Raw genomic sequence first — 24960 nt, 5'->3', positions numbered from 1 at the left:
CAGGGGAATAAAAAAACCACCTTAAGTTCGCACTTAAGGTGGTTTTAAATTCACAGCGAATCCATGGTGAGTTAACCGCGGCTCGCTGCGTTAGCCTAATTAACTTGAGTCACAGTTAAGGTTGGCGATTTAGGATCGGGACCTGTCACAGTAAAGCGATAAGTTGCATCCACTGGCGCATTAAAATGCATATTTGCCCCCTTTGAAGCCAAGACTTTTAACCCATCAAGCGTCACAGCCTCATCCCCCACCACAGCACCAAAATCGACACTAGACCAATCTGATGAAGCAATTTTGAACTCGTTATCACCTGCGATTAACGCGATATCGACACTGTAAACCGAAGCGCCTTGATAGGCTAACGTGTCCACTGTGCCCCAACCATTCATGCCGCCACGAATGTAAACCGTGTTCGCACCAAACATCGCCGTTTTATACACGCTGAGTTTAGGTTCATTACGATTTGACGCATCAAACACAAAGCTGTAGGTATCATCGCTGTCGAAGGTGATGCTCATATTGCCGCCTTTGACCGCCAGCAATTTCTCTTGATTGAGCACGACGACACCATCGGCCTCACCGGTACCATAATCTACGGTAGACCAATCACTGGACGCGAGTTTAAAGCCCTTAGTACCAGCCGTGATGGCGAGATCAACGCGATATATCCCACCGCCCATATACTTGACTTCGTTATCAGTCCCCCAACCATTCATATCACCACGCAGATACACTGGCGTTCCTACAAATGGCTCTTCGTTATAAACGCTTAATACGGGATGGTCCTTATCCGATGCATCAAGGGAGAACACATAGGTTGCCGTTATCCCCGCGGAAAAATGCAGATTCCCGCCCTTCGCTGCTAGCGCTTCGGCCACGCCTTCATCAACTTGCGCGACATCAGCACTTATGGCACCAAAATCAACGGTATTCCAGTCTGCCGAGGCAATTTTGAAATCATAGTCACCGGCATTCAGTTTGATGGCAATACGGTATTCGCCAGCGCCGACGTAGGCGAATTTATCGACTTCACCCCAGCCATTCATGCCGCCACGGACAAATACATCGGTACTGCCATAGGGCACAACATCGGGCGCACCAACTGTAGCGTTTGCCGAGAGACCCACGCCCTGCGCACCGCTTTGTTTTTTCACAAATACAGCCGTGCTGTAGGCAGGAACCGTAAATGTGCCTTCATTCGCACCCTCACTAAAACTTGCGCCGCGGATTTTGGCATCAACAGAGTTTGCTTGTACTTCGTGTAAGCTAAAGCCTGCTGCAGTTGGCACTGTGTGAGACTGCTCCGTTGCGCTGCCGTTGATCATCACGACGATGGCATCGACTGTCGGGTCGAGATCGCTAAGACCAACGCCGTCGTCCAGACTCATGACGATGACACCCTGTTGCTGACGCTTACCGACGTTATGGAATCCCACACGCTCAATAATGGTCTGCTCATCGGTCAAGCGGAATAATGGACTCTGATGGCGTATACGTAAAAACTCGTTAAATACCCCCGAAGCCAATTCGATATCCGACATGGAAGCCGCCGCATTTGGGTTAGCAGAAATACCCGCAATCTGTGTCCATTTGCTGCTGTTATCCTGCGCGAGTGGTAAACCTACATTCCAGTTATTGGTGTTATAGGTAAAGTCGACATAGTTAAACCAGTCCCCCGAGTCATAGCTGTTTCTGTCCATCGATTTTGAGCGCAGTAAATCACCGCCCATTTGCAGGAACGGCACCCCTTGGCTCAAGAGTGGAATACTGGCGGCCATGTTTTGGACTCGCACACGATTTTCAATACTCAAACCAATGGCATGTTTATATTGCAGGATATCCCACAGGGTTTCGTTATCGTGCTTAGAAACATAGTTAATACTGTCGGCAGGATCGAGAGCGTAAGCACTCGGTTGTGAGTTCCAGCTAAAGCTACTGCCCTTAGCCGAATTGCCATTAAAGTCTTTTAGTACATAGTTTTGTAAGTTACCCGCCAATGATAAGCGTAAGGTATCTTGATCCCGCAGGTAGTCATCCTTTGACTCAGTCGCAAACAATGCGCCACCACGCACCGCCTCGCGTATTCTGTCATTAAAGGTGCCCACTTCGGAGCCTGCCATATTGGCTTGGGTTGCCTGTTCGAATAAACGATTATCGGCAACTTCACCAAAGTTCCATCCTTCACCGTAGAAGTAAGTGTCTGGATCGACGGCCTGAACAGCGGTTCTCGCATCGAGAATACCTTGCTTAGGCATGTGCCCCATCACATCAAAACGGAAGCCGTCATAGCCATATTCTTTGGCAAGCAAAACTAAAGAATCAGTGACGAGTTTGCCCATCATTCGATGTTCAGTGGCGGTATTTTCACAACAGGTTGACTGTTCCATCGCGCCAGATACAGGGTCATATCTGTGGTAATAACCAGGAACGACCTTATCAAGCACAGCGTTAGCATTCACGCCAGAAGCGCTCGTGTGGTTATACACAACATCCAATACGACTCTGAGGCCAATATTATGCAAGGCTTGGTTCATTTCGCGCAGTTCAAGCACTCGCGCCGTACCATCAGCCACTGTGGCATAACTGCCTTCAGGTGCAAAAAAATGCTGCGGATCGTAACCCCAGTTAAAGCCATCTAAACCACGCATAGCATCCACTAATGCCTGCGCATCACTTGAGCCGGGTAAGCTATTCGCCAGAATACTCTCTATAGTTGCTGACTTGTTTTGGGTTTTACAAGCATCGGCCGCATCATTGATTTTGCTGCATAACTTGGCCAATGTGTCGGTCATTTCGATGCGTTCACTGGCATTTTCATTGACTGTTGCCATATCGGTGGCGGGCAACACATGGAAATGAGTTAAGCCATTATCAACCAGCTTTTTAAGATGTTCGACTGGCGCAGAGCCTTGCTCGGTAAAGGCCAAATATTTACCACGATGGGCGGCACTTGTACTCTGATCTCGAATACTAAAGTCTCGAATATGCCCCTCGTAGATCACCGCATCTTCTGGGTGAGCAATCGCAGCAACGGTTTGGTTATCCCAGCCGTCAGGTTTAAGGTCCGCATCATCCAAATTAATGAACTGGCTGAAACGACCGTTACTCGACACATTTAAAGAATAAGGGTCAGTGCTTTCTAACGACTCCAGTTTTTTAGTCGTTGGATGGTACACATTGAGCGCATAACGATAATAGAGGCGATTAAGGCTAGCATCACCGCGATAGGACCAGATACCAGTGAGGCTGTCTAAGGTCATATTCTCAGTGCTTTTAAGTGTTTTATTGGCATCATAGACTTTCAGTTTTACGTCTTGGGCAGTCGGTGCCCACACTGAAGCAATAATGTTCGCCCCATCGTAAACCACACCGAGCGTAGCCTCATCAGCATCTTGGTCGCCCTGTGTGTAAAGATCATCAAGCACCTTGGCCGCTTGCACATAAGTTGCGCCAACAGGTTTGTCATCGGCATCGTAAGCGACTAATACTAATTGATATTTTGCAATGGCTTTGGCTTCATCCGCAGTAAAATTAGCAGTATAAGCAGGCCAATCTGCCAGCACTGGCGATAACGCTTTTTGTGCATCGCTTAAGGTCGCGGGCGTTAAGGTCACTTGAGTGCCACTGATCACATTATTATCATCGGCGGCGATATCAGCCTTAGCTGAATAATGCAATTTCACGCTTGTCACCCCCTGTGGATCTTGATTCCACACAAAGGTATTGCGATCTAACCAGTGGGCACTCATACCTGAAATAGAGAAACCTGTCTCTAGAATCGGATACTCATACACATCCGACTCACCGTGAATGGTGAAATTCACGCGAACATACGTCGCATCGTCCTGTACCAGGGACATGGTTAAGTTGTTTTTACCTAAGGCTTTACCCGCATCATCCGTACCGGCATGCACAATAAAGTTGCCGCAGGCACCATAACCTTCCTTCAGATTAAGGATCCAATAGGCGCCATAATTAGGGTCAATACCATCGAAGGGATGGCCGTTGCTCCAGTCGCTGGTATCAAAAGGAGCGGCATAGGCATCACACTTTTCATCGTTCCAAGTATGTAATTTGTACTTAGGATATTCAGCGTTACTCGCAGTATTGTTTTTATCTTTAATGCGATTGTAGTAAAGCACTGCTTGATTGGCTTGCGGGAATACGCTTGGCGCGGGTAACGAGGGATCTAAACCGTTTATACAACTCTCGTTTTTAGGATCAGGGAATTTAGGCGCCTTACAACTGATAGGCGTTGGTGCAACGCAGCTTGTGCCCGTGGCATCGGGCACCATAGGCACATCGCAAGTTAATAGCACTTTACCCGGTTCAGATGAATCACTGCCACCACAGGCCGAGAGTAAGGTCATACTCAGAGCTAAGGCCGACAGTTTAATAAGATTAGAGATACTCAACATGAGTGGTTTCTCCCAATTTGCGAATAAGACGCCGTGAAGCAAAATGGCGCAACATGTAATGGATTTAGGCTCTGTGCGTTTAAGCACACTAACTGATGCAATGGATTACAGGGCATAGGTGAACCCCAAGAAAAATTCGCGGCCAAAGTACTGTAGGGTGCCGGTTTTCTGCTCGGTGCCGAAGTAACTCTTAGTCGGTTCATCTGTGAGGTTATTGACTTGGAACAGTACGTTTAAACCGTCCGTTACTTGGTAGGAGGCTTGATAGTCCATCACGGTTTCGGAATCGAAGTTCACCACTTGATCGTTAATCGCCACCTGTTCAGAGACAAAAGCATCACGGTAACGAGCGCTGATACGGGTTTCAAAGCCCTCATAGCCATAAAACAAGGTTGCACTGAACACATTATTCGATAACCCAGGTAAAGATTGAGTCGCACTATCACCGCCTAGGCTGGTAATGGACTGCACCTCACTCTCGGTATAAGAATAACTGGCGTTAAAACCTAAACCGGAAAATAAATCGGGCAAGGAAGCAAACACTTGGGTATAAGCCAACTCTAAACCGCGAATGTATCCACCCTCAGCATTGTTCATTGCAGTAGTGTAAGTGCCATTACTTGTTGAGGTTTGCACCCCAGTAACAGGATCGACGATGTAATCCGGCACGTTGAAGCCATTCCCCTTAAAATCGAAATTGGTGATAGCCACAGTATCAATAAAAGAATCAATATTTTTGTAGAATAGCGCCGCGACAAAGGCGCCTTCATCAAAGTATTTCTCGTAGGAAATATCATATTGATCCGCATAGAAAGGTTTTAAATAAGGGTTATTAGTACTGGAACCATTGATGACCCCATCGCTATTAGCCGTTGCGCTCGCATCTCCCGCCAAGCGGTTAATGGGCGGACGCGACATTACTTTAGCGGCAGCTAAACGGATTTGAGAATCTTCAGTGATCTTAAAACTAAGGTTAAGGGACGGTAGATAATCAACATAATCTATCCCTTTGATTTTAGGTGCATAGTAGTTATTTACTATGCCTAAATCATCGACAATGTACTGAGCGCCAAGCTCTGGATGTGCACCGACATTCTCTAAGACAGTTGCGGATTGGTCTGTTTCAACACGGCGTAAACCGAGATTTCCTGTGACTGGAATACCACCAATCTCGGTATCAAAATTAACCATGGCATAAGCCGCAAACACCTTTTCGAACACCTCCCCACTTTGCAATACGGTCCAAGAATAGTTAGTGGTATAGCCCTTAGCATCGAGTACACCATCGGCATTTCCCCAAGTTTGTACTGGTTGTGGGATACCTTCAGGGAACCAAGCCGCTAGCGCAGTGTCGAGATCAATGGCGAGATAAGAGGGAAAATAACTGAACTCACCCTGCCAATCGACGACCGAGGCCATATCAGACGTCAGCTTGAGTGGTGGCTCAGCGCTAGAGAAAGCGCCATCATTGCCATATTCAAATACCGAGCGGCGATTGGAGTAATTGCGATCAGAGTAACGTACACCAAACTCTACTGAGCTGATGTAATCATTCTCAAGGTCATATTTAAAATCAAGGCGATAAGCCTTTACCGCATCTTCATTCTCATAGGGATAGATGCCGTACTTACTCACCATCACCCGATCCAGATCGGTGAAAGCATCTGCTTGATTAAAGCCCACATCGGGCAGATTAAGCCCGTTAAGTTGATAACTAATCGAGACATTATCATCGAAAACTGGGGTATCAGCATTAGCATCGACAGCAACGTTCGCCCATAACAGGCCATTCCTAAAGTTACTTTTGGCTGAGGAATAGGAAATATCGGCGGCGACATTCAGTCTGTCTGTCACTTGCCAGTCAGCATTTAAGCCAAAGCTATTCACTTCATCAAAATCTTGGTTATCGTCGTTTACAGTCTCAACTCGGGTATAGCTTTTTGAGGTACGATTAAAGGTTCCGCCAATAACAGAATTGCCATCGAGTACAGGATTGGCAATCGCAGCGCCTGAGCCACCAAACTTAACCCTGAATCCTCGGGCAAACGATTCGCTATCGAAACGCGATAAAAATGCATCGGCCTTGAGCTTAAAATTATCCCTAGGAGCCCACTCAATCGCGCCCATATAACCGTTACGAATTTCAACGCCACCAAGGTGTTGTAGCTCAAAACCCTCGCTGATGTACTCATTCGCAGGGGCATCAATAGGACCGTTGGTATCATTAGCCAGTCCATCAACTTCTTTGCTGTCGTTATAAGCCAAACCGATAAATTGGGTCGCTACACTTGGTTGTTTTAGACGGGCATAACCTAACGCCACGCCTAAGGTATCGTCGAAGAACTTACCCTGATAAGACATACTCAATCTGTGGCCATACTCGTCAGCACCATACACTTCACTAGCTCTGTCGTTGTACATACCACGGGCATTTACCAGAAAACTATGGTCTTTATCGGATTGCAGTGGGCTGACTGTTTGCAGTTCAACTGTGCCTGCAACGCCCCCTTCAATGAGTGATGCTTTAGGGGATTTGTACACAGCGGCGGATGAAATCAGTTCAGACGGGTATTGATCGAACTCGATACTGCGAGTACCACTCGTCGATACCTGTTCACGGCCATTTAAGGTTGAAAAAACAAAACCGCCAGACATACCGCGAATGTTAATTTCCGCCGCTTGTCCACCAGTACGTACCGCTGAAATACCGGGTAAGCGGGTCAGCGCATCCGCCATTGATACATCGGGTAAGGCGCCAAGATCATCTGCCGATAATTGCTCTGAAACTGTGTCGCCGTAACGCTTAGCATCGAGGGAATCAATCAGACTTTTGCTGTAACCTTTAACCTCAATACGTTCGATATTTGCCGCTTCATCGCTGGCTTTTTTGTTGGTTTCGACACTCTTGGTATTCGTGTTGGTATCGTTTTTTATATTGTCGTCTTGAGCTTGTTTGGCCTCCTGTTGAGTTGGCGTAGTCTCTGCTGCAAAGGCTAACTGCGGTGTATACACCGCACTAAAGCCTGCTGTCGCGAGAGCCATGGTCAAGACGCTGAGTTTACAATGACGCATTTGGCATTCCCCTATGTCATAACGACTTGTTTTAACCCGATGCTCTATTCACCACATCAATCCAAGAAACATAGGGCAATCAAAGTGTCATACTAACGGTGTAGCGTTTTTCGCCTCAATGGGATGCATACGTATTCATAACTTATCATTTACAACATATTAACCATAAATTTTTAGACTTTGATTTAAAAGATTTATATTCAAAGCTAAAAAAATACAAAAACACAACCTAGTAACAATCTGCACCTCCGTTAGTCCAAGATCACATATTTACATTCGAATCTAAATGATATCGTTTATCATTTGAATTAACTAAGTTATACTTCTCGCGGTTAGCTATCCCCTGTTAATAGAAATGCATTCACCGTTAAGCCGAGTCTTCTGCCGTTAAACCAGAAAGCTCAAGCGCACGTTGCAGAATTAACCGTAACGGATAGCCATAACGGACCCATATTGGCTCGAAATGAGAAGTGGCACTTATGTCTAATACACCCGCGTTTGAAACGTCAACGCAATCATCTGCAGTGCAAACGCGCTCTTTCTCACTGATTTCACGGGGGATTGTGCAAATTGCGCGATGGTTTAAGCAAGAGCAATCGCAGTTTGCCTTCAAAGTCTTTGCCCGCGCGAGCGCCGCCCTACTGGCGGGTTATATTGCGGCAGCTACCTTGGCTTGCCTGCTGACAGTCGTGCTACCTATGCCCCGCTTCGAAAGCACAATAACGGCCAATATGTTGGCTTTTCTGTTTTATGCCGTTGCCATTATTTACGCCTTTTGTGTACGTAAAACATGGCATGCATGGCGAGATTTAGGCCTAGTGAGTTTGTTATGTTTTGGTTTGCTTCAGGTGTGTGGGCAGTAAGATGAAAGAGACATTTTTTAGAACCTTATCTTGGCTACATACTTGGGCAGGTTTGCTCGTGTGTTGGGTGTTATTGTTGATCTTTTTTGCGGGTAGCTTGAGCTATTTCCGCCATGAAATCAGCCTTTGGAACGAACCCGAATTACACCAAGGGGTTTATCAAGACTATCAAGCCGATACGCTCGCAAATCAGCTGGATAAAGGCCAAGATTATATCGCTGCGCATTCGCCCGAATCGGCGCAGCGTTGGATGATAGGTTTTCCGACCGAACGTAAGCCCTTTCAAAGTGTGAGTTGGCAATTGCCACCAGAAAAAGGTCAACGTCGCGGCAAGACTGAAGAACATGTCGCCCTCGCCGATGGCAGCGGCATGATCTCAGCAGTGCGAGCAAGTCGCGGCGGCGATTTCTTCTATCGTCTGCACTTTGACTTGCATTATATGTCCGCGATTACGGCCCGATATATCGTCGGTGTTTGCACTATGTTTATGCTAATTGCCCTTATCAGCGGCATAGTGATCCACAAGCGAATCTTCAAGGATATGTTCAGCTTTAGACGCGACAAGGGCGCCCGCTCTTGGTTAGATGCACACAATGTGAGCTCTGTCATCGCCCTGCCCTACCATCTGATGATCACTTATACCGGGCTTATCACCCTGATGTTGATCTATATTCCGTGGACGGTGGATACCGCTTATTCGGGTGACAACCAAGCCTTTTTAAAAGAGCTAAACCCCGCCAGACAAACCGAGAAAGCCACGGGGATTAGCGCGCCACAGGTGCAGCTGAGTCAATTACTGCCGCAGGTGCAAGCCGCTTGGGGCGATGCGCCAATTAAGCAAGTGATAGTGTCATACCCTAACGATCAAAATAGCCAAGTGACCTTTTACCAAAACACAGGTAAAGATGTGACCGATGAGGCCAACATTTTGATATTTAACGGGGTCAATGGTGAGCTTAAGTATGCCAGCCCGCATGAAGCCTCGGGGGCGTCAGTCACCTACGACACTATGATGTCGCTACACACGGCGCGTTTTGCCGCCCCACTATTACGAATATTATTCTTTTTCTGCGGCTTATTGGGTTGCGCTATGGTCGCTACAGGCACCTTGATGTGGGCCATTCGCCTACGTCAAAAACAACAGAAAGCTATAGATAAAGGCGAGAAACCAAGCTTGGGGTTACGTCTCGTCGAAGGGTTAAACTTCATGTTTATCTTAGGATTACCCTTAGGCGCTGTGAGCTTCTTTTACGCAAATCGTCTGCTATCGACAAGTTTTGCAGGCCGCTCCGAATGGGAAGTTCACAGCTTCTTTATCGCGTTAGCGGCAATGGGAGTCTGGGCTTTCTTTGGCCGTTCACGTCGCCAGTGGCAAGCAGCATTGATAATCACAGGCAGTTTGTGCTGTGCACTGCCCGTGCTCAATGCCTTCACATCGCCGAGCAATCTCATCGATAATATCCAATCCCATCAATGGCCTTTAGTCGGATTTGACGTGCTCGCCATTCTACTTGGCGGCGCTATGCTATTTGCCAGCAAAAGATTAACTTTAATTGCTAAAGCCCCAGCCAAGCGCCCAGCAAGACCCGCATTCAATGCGCCGAATGCCAAGGCGAATAAAGCGCGCCGCAGCGAACCACAAACATCCCTAACCAACGAACATACCTCGCCGTCTTCATTGGAGGAAGCCAAATCATGATGCCAGAATTTATCCCTGTACTTGGGATCTTAGGCTTAAGTTATCTCTCACTGGCCCTGTTCGCCTTAGCTAAGTTTGGCCATTTTAAGGATGTGTTTAACCGTCCACCAGCACAATGGCAAAGCCATTTGCTCACCTTGTTTGCTTGGTTATTACTGGCATTTAGCTTAAGTGCCTGCGCGAGCGATCAAGGCTGGGCCTACGGTAGCATTTTGTTTATGGGGATCATTTCCCTCGCGGCCATGCTGGTCATACTGACGTTAAGCTACAGTCCACGCCATTTACCGATTGGTATCGTCGCTGGCAGCGTGCTCACAAGCAGTCTATTACTGAGCGCCGGGCTATAACTTCTTGCCGCACTGGGCCACAGGTCATGGCTAAGTGCGCACCGCTAGGCTATAGTGCCCTGATGTCCTTCAGATAGGAGAAAATAATGGGCTTTAACTTAACGGTTAACTGGCAAACCTCGCCCGCCGAAGAAGGCGAATTTTGTCGAGACCACAGTATTACCTTTGGCAGCGGCCAGACGATTCAAGCCTCGTCGGCACCGGAATATAAAGGCAATGGGCAGAATGTAAACCCAGAGGAAAGCCTGCTAGCGGCGTTATCCTCATGTCATATGTTGACCTTTCTCGCGATTGCACATCTTAAGCGCTTACCTGTCACGTCCTATGTGGACAATGCCACTGCAGAGCTGGGTAAAAACGAAGCGGGCAAGTTGGCCGTCACTAAGATGGTGCTGAATCCTAAGGTCATTTTTGCCGAAGGGGTTGAAGTCAGCCAAGAAACCCTTGAGAAAATTCACGAAAAAGCACATGTAAATTGCTTTATCGCCAATAGTTTAGCGACAGATATTCACATCAAGTTTTAAGATTTGTGCTGATGTCTACGGCCCGCTAATGGTTTTCCTAAGCGGGCTTTTTTATTGCCGCACCGCAGATCATTACCAGTCTGACTCATTGCCATCACCGAATCACCGTCGCCGCCACACAGAGTCTTACCATCCGCATCCCCGAAACCTTTTCCATGGTTCAGCTCATGTCCAGCTTTTAAACCGTACGATGGCTAACTTAGTGCCAACTGCTGGAGTTAAACGATGCACATTCAACCACTGCGACATTCCCCGTCTGTCAGCCCACAAAAAAATGTCTCCACCGCTGAATTTGCACAGGTTAACAATGCCGTTCAAACCAGCGCACCAACATCAACTGATACATTAACGCTTTCTCGCGATGCAAAACAATTGGCGGCGAATGCGCAAAAACCAGCTGAAATGCCAGCACTGAGGGATAACATAGAAACCTTAGTCGAATTGAAACACGCGAAGATGAAATACCAAGTGATCGCCGACATGACCAACATAGCAACAGGAACAAGCCAAGGGATTTCGGCGCCAACGGCCTATTACCTAAGCCATAACAAAGACGCGAGAGCGATGACAGTTAATCACCTTGCCCAACAACAGCAAGTGAACACTATGCAGATCTACGCAGAAACGAGTAAGAATATTAATGAATGGGCATAAAAATGGGTGTTGTCTCGGGAACTAAGAGACAACACCCTAACTTTGTACGCGACTATGCTAACTGAGCTACCTTAAATTTCAGTTAAATACTGAATTTAAATATCAATTACTTAGCTTTTATATCCTGTGCCATTCCTTTTGCAGGCAGAGGTTGCGCTTTTAAGGCTGGAACAGGCTGCTTAACCAACTCATCCTTCAAATAGCTTATCGCTGTCTCAAGCTGGGCATCTTTACCGTTAAAGGTGGCGAAAGGTAAGTTATCGACTTCAATATCCGGCGTTACGCCATGTCCTTCCAGCACCCAGCGACCATCCATTGCATACTGTGGATACTCGGCCACTCGCGCCATACCTTTATCGGTCAGCGAATTTCGCCCAGATAACCACACGCCCGCGCCTGCCGTTTGTTTACCAATTAGCGGCGCAATACCCAGCGCTTTAATTCCCGCTGAGAAGGTTTCACCGTCGGAATAGGTCAGTTCATCGGTTAACACGACTAAATGGCCACGGAAGGTTTGCTGCATATTGGTGTTTGGTGTGCCGTGAGTCGGTTGCCAAAACGCCCAAGCGCGGCGTAATAACTTCTCGATAATCCAACTGTCGATATTGCCGCCGCGATTACGGCGAACGTCGATAATCAAACCGTCTTTATCGTAATTGGTATAAAACTCACGGGCGAAACTTTCAATATCGCCGCCGCCCATGGCATATAAGTGCAAATAACCAATCTTGCCCTTACTCGCATCCTCGACCACAGCCGCGTTATGGCTCACCCAATCTAAATAACGTAATTGGCCATCCACCATAGCGCTGACGGGCATAACGATAGTTTTATGGGTTTGGCTGCCACGCTTAAGTTGCAGTAATACTTGCTTGTCCTGTTGATTGCGCAACAGCCGCGTGACATCGGCCACGTTCGCCACTGGTGTGCCATTAATAGCCAGCAGCACATCGCCTTCTTTGGCATCGACTTCGATACGATTTAACGGTGAAGCGTTAGCTGGCAACTCAGGATCGTTACTGTAAATATGCGCAATTTTAACGCCATCGGCGGTTTGCTGTAGACGCGCACCTAGACTCGCGGCTTTAGCCGCATCGGGATCTTTGGGTAAATCACCGCCGCGTACCTGTGAGTGCAATGAATCTAATTCGCCCATCATCTGCATGAAGATATCGTTCAGTTCGTTACGGTCAGTCAGGCGGTCAAGCAAAGGTTGATACTTAGCTTTGGTCGCTTGCCAATCGAGGCCGCGCATCTTCTTATCGAAGAAAGATTCTCTGTGCATCAACCAAGCATCTTCAAACATTTGTAGCCATTCAAGCTGGGGAGAAATCGCTAATTGCCATTGATCCGTTTGCACTTTGGCATTGTCGGTATCGCCTAGCTTATCACCACCATCAACAATCATTAGCGCCTTGTCATTGCTGAACTTACGCAGCATCAGCTTTTTGCCATCGGCAGAAACCGCATAATGGCCAATATCCTCGGCAAAAACCTCGGCTTTCGGACTCAAAGGATCAAACTTGATGGTCATCAGACTCGGTTCAGCATCATCACCCATCGCTTGGTCGAGCACATATAGCCTGCCATCGACGGCGCGCAGTTCACTGTAATTGCCTGAATCGATAGGCACTTGCCATAGGCGCTGCGAAATACCAGACCAATCGATTTTCACCGGATTCGGTTTATCCTTGGCATCTGTTTTGTCAGCTTGGTTAACGCTGAGTTCATTGGGTTTACTAAAGGGGAATTTGGCATTGTTAACTAAGGCGATGGCAAAAATTTGGCTGCGTTTATCAAACACTGGGCCCATGTTTCTATCGCCCCAAGGTGAACTTGGCGTGGCGCTGAATTGGCGATTTGACAGGAAATATAACCACTGGCCGTCACTGCTAAAAGTTGGCGAATAGGATTCGTACTTATCGCTGGTGAGCGTCTCGGCCTTATTTTCATCCACAGAGTAAAGGACGATTTGCGGTCTTTGTTTACCGATTTCAGACTTAGTTAATGCAATAAAACGACTGTCACCGGACCAGCGGATATCGGCGTAAGGCCCAAGTCCCTCACCGTTAGTAATGATTTTTTGATTGGTATTTTTCTTTAAGTCGAGCAGCCAAACATTGCCATCGTTATCGTCGTGGGCAATAAATCGACCGTCATTGGACAGATTCAGGCTCATTCTTAAGGTATGGCCGTCTTTCGTCAGCTGCTTAGCACCACTGCTGCCATCGGCGGGGAATTGCCAAATTTCTTGCTGACCCGTCATATCGCTGATCGCATAAACAGACTTGCCATCTTGACTCAATATCGCTTCTCTCACGCGATAAGTCCCTGGCAGCGCAACTTGCACTAAGCGCGAGCCATCAACACCCGCGATTGCCACATGGCTGCGGGCGGTGATCACCACTTTATCGCCAGCAAGGGCCAAATCGGTAGAGGATGCGTAATCCATAGGATCTTTCACCCAGTGCTCACGGCGCTGGGCAAAATCGGACGTGAGTTCAATATTGACTAATGCGTCTTTTGCGGCCGCGATATCAAATACATGGATATCAGCACCCTGCTGGAAGACCACTTTGCCTTGATCCATCTGCGCGCCGCGGACTTGCCAATCTTTAAATTGGGTCAACTGTTTTGCGTCTGAACCATCGACCGCCATCGACCAGAGGTTGTCGTTACCATCGCTGTCGCTGATAAAATAGAGTCTGTCTTGCCATAGCATAGGTTGGCGCACTGAGCCGTCGTGCTGGCCGCTGAGCAACTGGGCTTCGGTTTTGCTACCAAGCTTGAAGCGCCATAATTCGCCCTTTGCGCCGCCACGGTACACTTTGGCGTTATCGCCAGTGACTTGCAGGCCAAAGCGGGTGAAATATACATATTCGTTGCGATCATCAATCACACCTTCGACCGCATCGGCTAAGGGTAAATCTGTGGTCGTGAGGGTTTTAGGATCGACGCTGCGTAGCATCCAATTATTCGCGGGGCCAAAACCACTGTCGGTGGAATATAAAATCTCGCCTTTTGGGGTCCAACCTTGAACCCGCACACGGCTATTCTCAAAACTCACCCGCTTGGCCACACCGCCGGCAACCGGGATCACATACACTTCGCTCGCGCCTTCATAATTGGCCACATAAGCAACCCACTTGCCATCGGCGGAAATGGTCGCACCTAGCTCTTCTGCGGGTAAACTCGTTAAGCGAGTCGCCGCTTTTTGACCTAAGGTCTGAGTCCATAAATCCCCTTCAGCAGTAAAGACTAAGGTTTGATCGTGCAGGGCTGGCGCGCGGTAATATCCTTGATTGCTCACCGCATCGGCAGCGATGGCTTGGGCCGCAGTAAACGTGCCTAGGGCAAGCATGCAGCAGGCGACAGAATGGCGAAGTTTCATGTATGACCTCTATCCTATTGTTATTTTTAGCAATGGACTCTTTGACTACGAGATTTTGCTAGCAGATTTAGCGAAGAAATTCTTGCCATAGACTTTTGCGAAAAAACGCAATCAAGCCCAAAGCATGACAATTTAGCCCACCAAGCTAGCAGAATTTAATAGAGAGTTCAGTAACTTCGAGCCAGAGAAGTTTTAGCAAATGTGTCACATCTTAAATCGCGGGAAAACAACTGAGTAAAAAACAATCTTCTTTAGCGGAAAACACCAAAGATCATAGCGTTACCCTGTTGCATCACGATAAAAATCATCAGGAGTAAGACAGAATTAGCTAACGTGAGGGCTAATGTTTAGGGCTAGTGTTTAGGGCTAGTGTTTAGGGCTAGTGTTTAGGACTAATATTAAGAACTAATGTTAAGGGCTAACGTTAAGGACTGATTACGGGCTGACGTACAGCGTCTTTAGCGGACTATTTAGGCGACTCATGTTGGATTGTTTCGCCAGTGACATTTGTTGCCATTTATTGATCACGCGTGCAATTTCACCGTTATCCATCAAGGTCTTAATCGCCTGATTAAACTGCTCTAACTGGTTTGGCGTCATACTCGCTTTACTGAGCATTAAATGGATATGGTTTTGATCTAACACTAACTTGAGCGGCACTAGCTTGATGTGTTGATGCTGACTGGCAATATAGGGCATGGCCATAGTATCGCCGACGATCATATCCCCGCGACCATAGGTGAGCATTTGTACCGACTTATCTGAGTCAGGGCTTAACACCAATAAATGCTCCTGCTCTAATCGATATTGAGACTCTTGATAATCGGCGCCATACCAACCGCTTGAAGGCACAAGCAGGCGTAACTTTTTGGTAAAAATGTCCTCCCACTTATCGACATTAATCTGATCTTTTTGCTCATCGAGCACGAATAAGCGCAGCTCTTCGTCTCGATAATAACTGGAAAAATGCGCATAAGCCTGACGTTCATCCGTCATTGTCGCTCCCATCAACACATCTAACTGTCCAGCTTTCAGCATCTGATGCGATCGCTTCGCAGGTACATTGATAAAATTGATTTCGCAGCCGAGATACACGGCAAATGCCCGCATCAGATCCACATCTAAACCTTGGGCTTCTCCTTGGGGATCTTGCCAAGCATAGGGAGGCCAGTCGTTATAACCGACTTTAATGGTTTTATGACAGGGTAAAGGACTATTAACCTGCAACGCACTTTTGGCGGGCAAAGCTAAAAAAAGCAGCAATAAGACAGGAACGTATTTAAACAATGACATAGGCTAAGTTACTTGCCCCTTAAGTTGGCGATCCTCTCCTGATGAAGATGAAGCAAAACGGTTCAACGTCAGGCTTCCGCGGTGTTTTAATACCTAAATAAGCGTAGTTGGCACTTAGACAGTGCGCCATAAACACCAGTCAGATCATAGTAATTAACCGAAATAGGGCGCGGAGAATAACAACAAAAAAGGACAGTAGCTAGTTTAACGCGTTTAGTGTAGCCGACTTAATGCACTTGCCATAAAGACTCCGCCTGAGTAACTGAAATCAAGTTGAAGGTTAAGCTAACTAAATCTGACACTTATAAATAACAGCAACAACCTTAGTGGGATCGCCCATATCAGTCTGTAACCAAACGATGTGCGTGCCGCCCAATTGCTCTCCCTGAGCAATGGCAGACTCTTTAGCTTCATCTAGATTATTCTCGCGGCGACTCACCCCAGTGACGATGGCAAAACTGTCGCAATGGGTCACTTCAAAATCGTAGGCTACATTTATGCGCCGATATAACTCTCGTTGCTCGGTTGCGCACCCTGAGGCTAAGACGCAAAAACAGACACTTAATAGAAAAAATCTAGACAAATCAATCAACCCACTGAGTAAACACGCGGGTGAACATAAACAATTAAAACTAATAAAATTGTGAATTTGATCACATTTCTATTACCAAAGACAATACAATAAGTTACAAATATTAATTAAATATCATGTAGTTAAATAAAAGTTCTTTTATGCTTACCTGCAACACAGTTCCATCAATTTATCGTTATTTTGCTTACATCTGTAAAAAGTGCGCTTATAAAAAAATGCATTTGTAAAAAGTGTACTTGTTGGCAATGTATTTATAAAAACGTATTTATAAAAATTGTGCTGATAAAAAAGGGAGCTAAGCTCCCTTCTCTTCTTTAACGCTATGTTATCTCACCGCTAGGCTAATACTTTAAGTACAAGCAGCTTAGGTTAAAATCTTGAATAAGTGCGCTTTCAGTGCGGCAAAATCAGCGGGTAAGTCAGCCGACAAGATAGGTTTATGGGCAACGGCCTCAAGTTCAACCGGCAGTGGTAAGTTAAGATTTAGCTCTCTATCGACCACATCCTTAAATTTAGCGGGATGCGCCGTACCTAAGAATATACCCACTTCGTCAGGCACTAAGGTTAAAGACAAGGCTTTAGCTGCAATCGCCGCATGGGGCTCAGACACATAACCTTGTGCATGCAACTCAGCTAATGCCAGTGAAGTTTGCTCTTCAGATAAACGCATGCCCACTAAGTTACTCAGCGGCCATGCTAATTTCTCACAAATGGCTTCCACTCGCGGCCAGTTACTTGGCTCACTCACATCCATCGCATTAGACATGGTCGCTTGGGTTTGATTGGGCTGCCATTGGCCGTTTTCTAAATAGCGCGGCACAGTATCATTCGCATTGGTTGCGGCGATAAAGCGTTTAACCGGTAACCCCATGGCTTTGGCGAATAAACCCGCCGTCAGGTTACCAAAGTTACCACTTGGCACTGAAATCACAGGATCGGCGTCGTGGCGTTGTTTAGACTGGGCAACTGCTTCAAAGTAATAACAAATTTGCGCGAGTAAGCGGCTGATGTTAATAGAGTTCGCCGAGTTTAAGCTCAACCCCTCGCGGACTTCTGGATCATCAAAGGCGCGTTTAACTAAGTCTTGGCAGGCATCAAAATCGGACGATACGGCAACTGTATGGATATTCTTGCCCAAAGTCGTGAACATCTTTTCCTGTAGCTCACTGATCTTGCCCTTAGGATAGAGCACCACTACATTGACTTTTTCAAGCCCATAAAAGGCATCGGCAACCGCGGCGCCAGTGTCACCCGAAGTCGCAGTCAGAATGGTTAAGCGTGTGTCGCCGACAAAGGCATTGACGCATTGCGCCATAAAACGCGCACCAAAATCTTTAAATGCCAGAGTAGGACCGTGGAACAATTCGAGGCAAGCGCGCTGCTCATCGACGGCAACTAAAGGTAAATCGAAGTTAAAGGCACGCTCAACCAGTTCATCTACCGCATCTTGCCCTAATTCAGAGGCAAGCCATGCACCGAGCACTTTCTTACTGCGCTCAACAAATGGCAGCGCCAGCAGCCCTTCAATATCGTCCAAGACCGGAATTTGGGTGGGAAAGAACAAACCTCTGTCCAGACCTAAACCTAATTGCACTGCTTCTTTAAAGCTCACTTTCTGCGAAGGGTGTTTTAAATTATATAGTTCCATGCTCACTCGACCTTTTGATGCTAAGCCTTAAATGCTAATTCTTGATGCATGCTCTTTATGCATAAAATTGATATTTAGCCTTAATGCTTAGTCTTGATACTAAAAATAAGAATTAATCGACTCTACGCGTGCCTTGCTCATCGAGGCGACACACGTGGGCAAAGCCACCCACCTCGGTTAAATAATGCTGTTCTAACCAAGCTTTAGCCGCATTTGCCGTGGCTAAATCATCGGTAATCGAAAACAGCGTTGGGCCACTGCCGGAAATCCCCGTAGTCAACATGCCTAAATCGGCTAAAGCGACTCTGGCATTGTCATAACCCGGAATCGCAGCTGCGCGATAAGGCTCGGCTAACACATCTTTTAATACGCTGATCGCAAGCTTGGCATTCTGCTGATAAGAGGCATGTACAAAGGCACTTAAATAACGACCAAAATCGATAGTGACACTTTTATCATATTGATCAGGCATGAGTTTACGCATCATCGCCGTTGAGAGTGAAATGCCTGGATAGGCCACAACCCAATACCATTCTTTAAAACTCGGTATCGCTTCACATACAGTGCCCGGCACATTGAGCATCAATTGCATGCCGCCTAAGTAACAAGGGGCGACATTGTCATAGTGCACACTGCCGCTGATCTTACCTTCAAACTCGCCCATCAGTTCCAGCAGGGCTTGTTCGTTGTAAGGTCTGTCAAAATGTTCATTCAAGGCATATAACGCAGCCACGACTGAGCTTGCACTCGAACCTAAACCACTGCCGACGGGCAGGTTCTTTTCCAGTGTCAGCGCTACGCCTTCATCTGCTTTACCAATCGCTTCTAAATACGCCTTACTCAGGGCGGTTAAGAAGAATTCGGCACATTGGTACACTATATTGTCTTGCGGATTTTCAGGCAGTTTATGGGCCCAAGCACCAGTCTGCGCCAGACTCACACCCGACTCTGCCGCCGCGATAGTCACTCTGTCGCCGAGTAAACTGCCATCAATAGGCGCCAAAGCGGCGCCCAGTAAATCAAATCCGACTCCCACGTTACCCATAGAGGCTGGAGCGTAAACGGTCAAACTCATACACTCACCTCACGAGTCCAATTCAAGGTTCTTAATACATCGGCAAAGGCGCCAGCGGCGGTCACTTCCGTTCCTGCGCCATAACCGCGTAGCACAAACGGAATGGGCTGATAATAACGGCTGTAGAATGCCAAGGCATTTTCGCCGCCTTTAACACTATAAAGGGGATCCTGTGCATCGACTTCGGCGATACGCACACGGCACACACCATCTTCAATTTGTCCCACATAACGCAGTACTTTACCTTGGGCTTTGGCCTGCGCCACTTTAGCGGCAATAGCAGTATCAACCTGCGGCAAACGCGCCATAAAGCTTTCAACATCACCTGAATCATCAAACTCGGCTGGCAATACAGATTCAACCTGCACATCACTGAGTTCTAGCTTTAGTCCCACTTCACGGGCAAGAATGAGCACCTTACGCGCCACATCCATACCGCTCAAATCATCACGGGGATCTGGCTCAGTAAAACATTTTTCCCGCGCAAGACCTGTCGCTTCAGACAGTGTCATGCCGTCATCGAGCATGCCGAAGATAAAGGATAAAGAGCCCGATAAAATACCATTAAACTTATGCAGTTTATCGCCCGCAAATAACAGCTTTTTCAGGTTATCGATAACAGGTAAACCCGCGCCGACTGTGGTTTCGTATAAAAATTGGCGACGCTGTTTTAAGGCGGTTTGGCGAAGTGCTTGGTAATAAGCATAATCGCGAGTGTTCGACTTTTTGTTCGGTGTGACCACATGCAAACCTGAGTTCATCACATCCAAATACAGATCCGACACTTGCTCGCTCGAAGTACAATCAACCAGCACAGGGTTTAGTAATTGTTGCTCTTTCGCCCACGCCAGTAACGCTGGGATATCACAAGTTTGCTGACTATCGGCAAGCAAGCTAGACCAGTTGCTTAAATCTATGCCTGCGCTGTCGAGTAACATCTTGTTCGAATTCACTATGCCGCAAACACGGATACTGATGTGCTGCTCTTTGAGCATGGCGGACTGTTGTTTTATCTGCTCAAGCAGACCAGCACCCACGTTGCCGCATCCCACTAAAAACACATCTAAATATTGCTGCACATCGAAAAAGCCTTGATGACAAGCCGCCACCGCATGCTTAGTCTTACGCTGCTCGATCACAGTCGAAATCGAGCGCTCGGACGATCCTTGGGCGATGGCGATAATGTTCACGCTTGCCTGCGCTAACGCTTGGAAGAAACGCGCCGCCACCCCTTTGTGGGTGCGCATTCCATCACCAATCAAGGACACAATTGCCAGCTCATGGCGCATAGCGATAGGCTCAAGCAAATCACTTTTTATTTCTAACTCAAACTCTTGCTCTAAAGCCCATTTCACTTTGGCCGAATCAGATGTAGCCACACAGAAGCTAATGCTGTATTCAGAAGAACTTTGAGTGATTAAAGACACAGATACGCCGCTGCGGGAAATCGCCGCTAAAGTGCGGCTCGCCATGCCAACCATGCCTTTCATACCTGGGCCTGAAATATCGAACATGGTCTGGTTATCTAAATTAGAGATAGCTTTAACCTGCAAGCCGGTTTCATCGGCTTGGTTTGATACCAGAGTGCCGGGCGCATCAGGGTTAAAACTGTTTTTGATATAACAGGGAATATGGAACTGGGCGATAGGTGCAATAGTCTTAGGATGCAACACCTTAGCACCAAAATAGGAAAGCTCCATTGCCTCTTGATAGCTCAGTTGTGACAACAACTTAGCATCGGCAACCACACGTGGGTCGGTATTATAAACACCGTCAACATCGGTCCAGATTTCACAACTTGAAGCATCCAAACAGGCGGCGAGCACGGCAGCAGAATAGTCAGAACCATTACGGCCTAACGTCACCACTTTGCCCTGTTCATCGGCGGCGGTGAATCCTGGCATCACCCATACGCGTTTTTCACCTAGCGCCAACGCGCGAAACCTTGGCTTACTCACAACGATATCAACGACAGATTCTAACGGACGACCACGACCTAAAAATAAGGCGCGTGGGTCGAGCTGAGCCGAAGTGATCCCCTTAGAAATCATCACTTGTTCCATCAAGGCTGCAGATAAACGCTCACCTGCAACCACGATTTCGGCGCGGATACCATCGGGACATTCTTGCAGTAATCCGATACCACGTAATCTATCCTGCCAGATCACCAGCTGGGCATTGAGTCCAGAAAAAAGCTGTTCGCTTTGTTCACTCGACAACACTGAGTTAACGGCGTCTTGGTACAGCGAAGTAAATACCCGCTCAACATGCTGCAGCACAGGTAAATAATCTTCACCTTTAACGGCTACGTCGACCATTTCTAATAAAGCATTCGTCACAGTTGCAGGGGCCGATAGCACAGTGGCTATGGGTTCAAGCTTAGATGACTGAGCAACGATATCCGCTGCCATCGAGAATCGCTGCCAATTTGCAAGCGAGGTACCACCAAATTTCATTACTTTCATCTTGTTCTCCTGTACCGCGCCCGACTTAGAAATAAGAGCTAGAAACAAAAAAGCCCGCTTCTTTGTGGGAAGCGGGCTCATTGTTAAAATTCTTTAGGGTGTATCAGCCCGCCCCCACTATTGTTGTAGTGGTGGTTGTAATAATGGTAGTTACTACGAAACCTAGGCTATGCATGTGTTTGGGCTAATCCATGTTAATTTCTTGATAAACAGAATTGCTTTTTTTACCCGCGCTTGTCAACCCCTAAAATGGATTATTTATCAGCAAATCTTCACACACGATAAAATACTGTATCAAGATTAGTTAATATAAAGTTTTCTAGGGGCAAAAATGCGATTTATGCAATAGATAACTGTTGACGTTAACGTAATCAAATAGGAAATCCATTATAAAATCACTTATTTTTCAGATAATTATTTATAGTTCACTTTTAACTAATGCGTTATTTGTTCTACCTCATCACTCAGGCCAAATTGACAGGCTAATGAGCAAAAATCACATTACACATGCTGCACCGCGTAAAACAGGCTTTAATCTGCCGAAAAAAAAGCTGTGCGATATCTAACATAAGCCACTTCAAATTATCGCCAGCACTAAAAAAGCACGTTATTATGCGCGCACATTCCGAACCGGAGGCGATATGAAGATCACTCAACACAGCGCGGTAACTATTCATTACCGTTTATCAGATCAAGAAGGCAGACTATTAGAAGACTCTTTCGACTCTGAACCTATGCTATATCTACACGGCACTGAAAACCTGATCCCAGGTTTAGAAGCCGCATTAGATGGTAAAACCAAAGGCGAAAAACTCGATGTCACTATTAGTGCCGAAGAAGCCTATGGCCCTTACCACGATGGCCTACGTCAAGCCGTGCCATTAGAAGCCTTTGGTGATATCGAAGATATCGTCCCAGGTATGCGCTTCATCGCCGAAACTGAAATGGGTCAACGCCCAGTTCAAGTCATGGAAGTAAAAGATGATGTTGTTATCGTCGATGGCAACCATCCTTTAGCGGGTCAATCACTCAACTTCAGCGTCGAAATCGTTGACGTTCGCGAAGCCTCTGCCGAAGAAATTGCCCATGGCCATATTCACGCTCAAGGCGGTTGTGGAAGTCATGGACATGATCACGACCATGGCGGTGGATGCTGTGGCGGTTCAGGTAAAGAAGAAGCTGGCGGATGTTGTGGTGGTTCAGACCACGATCATGGACATCACCATGAAGAGCATGAAGCCTGTGACACACCTAAAACAGGTTGTGACGGCAATGGCGGCTGTGGTTGCCGCGGCTAGATACAGATTGATGCCCAAGGTGAGCTAGAAATAGTTTATCCCTAAGCGGTTGAACTGCCATAGTTTAACCTTTTAAGATGCACGCCCTTAATTTAAGGTCGTGCATTTTTTATACGCAAGCGTTTATACTATTCGTAATAGATAAATAACTGACTGGTAAATTGATGTATTCAATTTTTATATGTATATTTTCAATTAGATATTGATATCAACCTGAGTTAAGCGACGGAGTGCTTATGTTAACCAAACCCCTTTACGAAATTTTGCCTTTTGGCTACATGGCGCTCGGTAGTTCGAGTTTTATTGCACTCGACATCAACTATGCCCTAGTTGCGGCTACAGTAGTGTTCGTCTTAGGTGCGAGGATCTATGTTATGCGTTCTCAAAACCGTCGAACTGACTCGGCAAGGCGACGTAAGTCGGGCTATCTTCCCGAGATGATTTATAACTTCTTACCTTTCATCTATCTTATAGCGGCATTGGCTATCTTTAAATTTTTTCCCAAGGACCTTTACCCTATTTTGGCTATCTGCTTACTTAGCTACGGCTTATATATTCTGGTACGTCGTTCACTCTATCGTCGCCATAAGCTGCCCATCACGCCTTAAGGCAGAGTTCTATTCACCAAAACAAGCGCAAAAAATGTCCACAGGGCTTGTTTCCATGTGGGCATTAACCAATCAACTTTTGAACTCTCGCTCTATGTTCAGGAGACATATTTTTCAAGTAATTAGAACAACGCGTGATCGTCGCAATACTCACTTCATATTCTGCAGCTATGTGCCTTTGGCTCATATCCCCATCCAATAACAACTGAAATACCTTTAAGCGTCCGGCAACCGCACTACGCTCTTCTTCGGTTAACAGTAAATGAAACAACACAGAAAGATCTTCATAATTGCTGTGGCTCAAAATTTTTTCTAATACTAGATCCCAGTTTGCTCGCATAATAACCCTCATAAGTACTGTTCAAGCATTACATAGGCAGTCTAACAGATTTACTCTACATACAAATAACTTGTTACGTTTAGTCATCTTATCCAGACAAAAACTGACAAAAATGCTTCTAGTACATCAAGTTAATTTGTGTACAATAGAAGCGCAATGTCACACTTCGACGCTAATTTGTGAGAATACGATGAAAAAATTACTACTTACTCTCGTTGCCAGTACTCTATTGGCTTCAGCTGCACAGGCACACAATTTCGAAGATTCTAAAGATGCGATTGAATACCGCCAATCTGCATTTGGTCTTATTGCTTATAACTTTGGCGATATGGCAGCCATGATGAAAGGCAAAAAACCTTTCGAAGCGGAAACCTTCGCAATGCGCGCAACGAATGTTGCTGCATTATCAAAAATTCCTTTCGAAGGTTTTATTGATGGCTCAGACAAAGGCGATACTGAAGCCTTAGCCAAAGTTTGGCAAGACAGAGCTGATTTCGATGCAAAAATGAAAACTTTCCAAGAGAATGCAGCCATTCTTGCTACTGTTGCTCAAAAAGGTGATCAAGCTGAAATCAAGCAAGCCTTTATGAATACAGGAAAAAGCTGTAAAGGTTGTCACGACGTTTATAAGAAAGACTAGTTCTATTTAGTTTTTCGTCCATCAAAAAGCCTG

At 46.5% G+C, this 24960-nt stretch carries 17 protein-coding genes; 8 read left to right on the top strand and 9 right to left on the bottom strand.

Going from position 1 to position 24960, the window contains the following annotated elements:
* Positions 1 to 95 precede the first annotated feature (95 nt).
* Entirely contained in the window at positions 96 to 4418 is a 4323-nt protein-coding gene (locus tag BM607_RS00945) for an alpha-1,6-glucosidase domain-containing protein (RefSeq protein ID WP_071939177.1), read from the bottom strand.
* A gap of 105 nt (positions 4419 to 4523) precedes the next feature.
* Positions 4524 to 7490 (bottom strand): TonB-dependent receptor, encoded by a 2967-nt coding sequence (locus BM607_RS00940; protein WP_071939178.1) that lies wholly within the window; start codon positions 7488 to 7490, stop codon positions 4524 to 4526.
* A 479-nt stretch (positions 7491 to 7969) separates the two neighbouring features.
* Here BM607_RS00940 and BM607_RS00935 point away from each other — a divergent pair, with 479 nt between their 5' ends.
* From BM607_RS00935 to BM607_RS00915, 5 genes are all read left to right on the top strand, one after another.
* Positions 7970 to 8353 carry a DUF3649 domain-containing protein gene (locus BM607_RS00935; RefSeq protein WP_071939179.1) on the top strand — a complete coding sequence of 128 codons (384 nt, stop codon included), beginning with the start codon at positions 7970 to 7972 and terminating at the stop codon, positions 8351 to 8353.
* Position 8354: 1 nt separating this feature from the next.
* A complete protein-coding gene (locus BM607_RS00930) occupies positions 8355 to 10052 on the top strand; it encodes a PepSY-associated TM helix domain-containing protein (protein ID WP_071939180.1) in 1698 nt (565 codons plus the stop codon).
* Complete coding sequence (locus BM607_RS00925; RefSeq protein WP_006080813.1) at positions 10049 to 10399, top strand: DUF3325 domain-containing protein; 351 nt, start codon at positions 10049 to 10051, stop codon at positions 10397 to 10399. Before BM607_RS00930 ends, BM607_RS00925 begins: the two co-directional genes overlap by 4 nt.
* A gap of 86 nt (positions 10400 to 10485) precedes the next feature.
* The gene (locus BM607_RS00920) at positions 10486 to 10923 is read left to right on the top strand and encodes an OsmC family protein (RefSeq protein WP_071939181.1); all 438 of its coding nucleotides are present in this window, start codon (positions 10486 to 10488) and stop codon (positions 10921 to 10923) included.
* A 225-nt stretch (positions 10924 to 11148) separates the two neighbouring features.
* Positions 11149 to 11577, top strand: coding sequence for a hypothetical protein (locus BM607_RS00915; RefSeq protein WP_071939182.1), 429 nt, complete (start codon positions 11149 to 11151; stop codon positions 11575 to 11577).
* Positions 11578 to 11683: 106 nt separating this feature from the next.
* On the opposite strand, the gene BM607_RS00910 is transcribed toward BM607_RS00915, so the two are convergent.
* From BM607_RS00910 to thrA, 6 genes are all read right to left on the bottom strand, one after another.
* Positions 11684 to 14968: a S41 family peptidase gene (locus BM607_RS00910; RefSeq protein ID WP_071939183.1), complete on the bottom strand. Its 3285-nt coding sequence runs from the start codon at positions 14966 to 14968 to the stop codon at positions 11684 to 11686.
* A 435-nt stretch (positions 14969 to 15403) separates the two neighbouring features.
* Complete coding sequence (locus BM607_RS00905; RefSeq protein WP_071939184.1) at positions 15404 to 16261, bottom strand: transporter substrate-binding domain-containing protein; 858 nt, start codon at positions 16259 to 16261, stop codon at positions 15404 to 15406.
* 289 nt (positions 16262 to 16550) lie between these two features.
* Positions 16551 to 16853: a hypothetical protein gene (locus BM607_RS00900; RefSeq protein WP_170927446.1), complete on the bottom strand. Its 303-nt coding sequence runs from the start codon at positions 16851 to 16853 to the stop codon at positions 16551 to 16553.
* 364 nt (positions 16854 to 17217) lie between these two features.
* Complete coding sequence (gene thrC, locus BM607_RS00895) at positions 17218 to 18501, bottom strand: threonine synthase (protein WP_071939186.1); 1284 nt, start codon at positions 18499 to 18501, stop codon at positions 17218 to 17220.
* A gap of 112 nt (positions 18502 to 18613) precedes the next feature.
* Complete coding sequence (gene thrB / locus BM607_RS00890; RefSeq protein WP_071939187.1) at positions 18614 to 19576, bottom strand: homoserine kinase; 963 nt, start codon at positions 19574 to 19576, stop codon at positions 18614 to 18616.
* Complete coding sequence (thrA, locus tag BM607_RS00885; protein WP_071939188.1) at positions 19573 to 22041, bottom strand: bifunctional aspartate kinase/homoserine dehydrogenase I; 2469 nt, start codon at positions 22039 to 22041, stop codon at positions 19573 to 19575. Before thrA ends, thrB begins: the two co-directional genes overlap by 4 nt.
* A 641-nt stretch (positions 22042 to 22682) precedes the next feature.
* Between thrA and slyD the strand changes: the two genes are divergently transcribed.
* Together slyD and BM607_RS00875 are read left to right on the top strand one after the other, a co-directional pair.
* A complete protein-coding gene (gene slyD / locus BM607_RS00880) occupies positions 22683 to 23339 on the top strand; it encodes a peptidylprolyl isomerase (protein WP_006085085.1) in 657 nt (218 codons plus the stop codon).
* 236 nt (positions 23340 to 23575) lie between these two features.
* Positions 23576 to 23947, top strand: a complete 372-nt coding sequence (locus BM607_RS00875; RefSeq protein WP_071939189.1) for a hypothetical protein — start codon at positions 23576 to 23578, stop codon at positions 23945 to 23947.
* Between the two features lie 64 nt (positions 23948 to 24011).
* Here BM607_RS00875 and trpR read toward each other — a convergent pair whose 3' ends face one another.
* On the bottom strand, positions 24012 to 24287 hold the full coding sequence (gene trpR / locus BM607_RS00870) for a trp operon repressor (RefSeq protein WP_011846178.1): 276 nt from the start codon (positions 24285 to 24287) through the stop codon (positions 24012 to 24014).
* A gap of 190 nt (positions 24288 to 24477) precedes the next feature.
* Between trpR and BM607_RS00865 the strand changes: the two genes are divergently transcribed.
* Complete coding sequence (locus tag BM607_RS00865; protein WP_006080801.1) at positions 24478 to 24927, top strand: cytochrome c; 450 nt, start codon at positions 24478 to 24480, stop codon at positions 24925 to 24927.
* Positions 24928 to 24960 lie beyond the last annotated feature (33 nt).

This window comes from Shewanella sp. SACH (assembly GCF_001887095.2).
Taxonomy (GTDB): Bacteria; Pseudomonadota; Gammaproteobacteria; order Enterobacterales; family Shewanellaceae; genus Shewanella; species Shewanella baltica.
The sequence above is the reverse complement of the archived record's forward strand: the minus strand, read 5'-3'. Positions and strand labels throughout refer to the sequence as shown.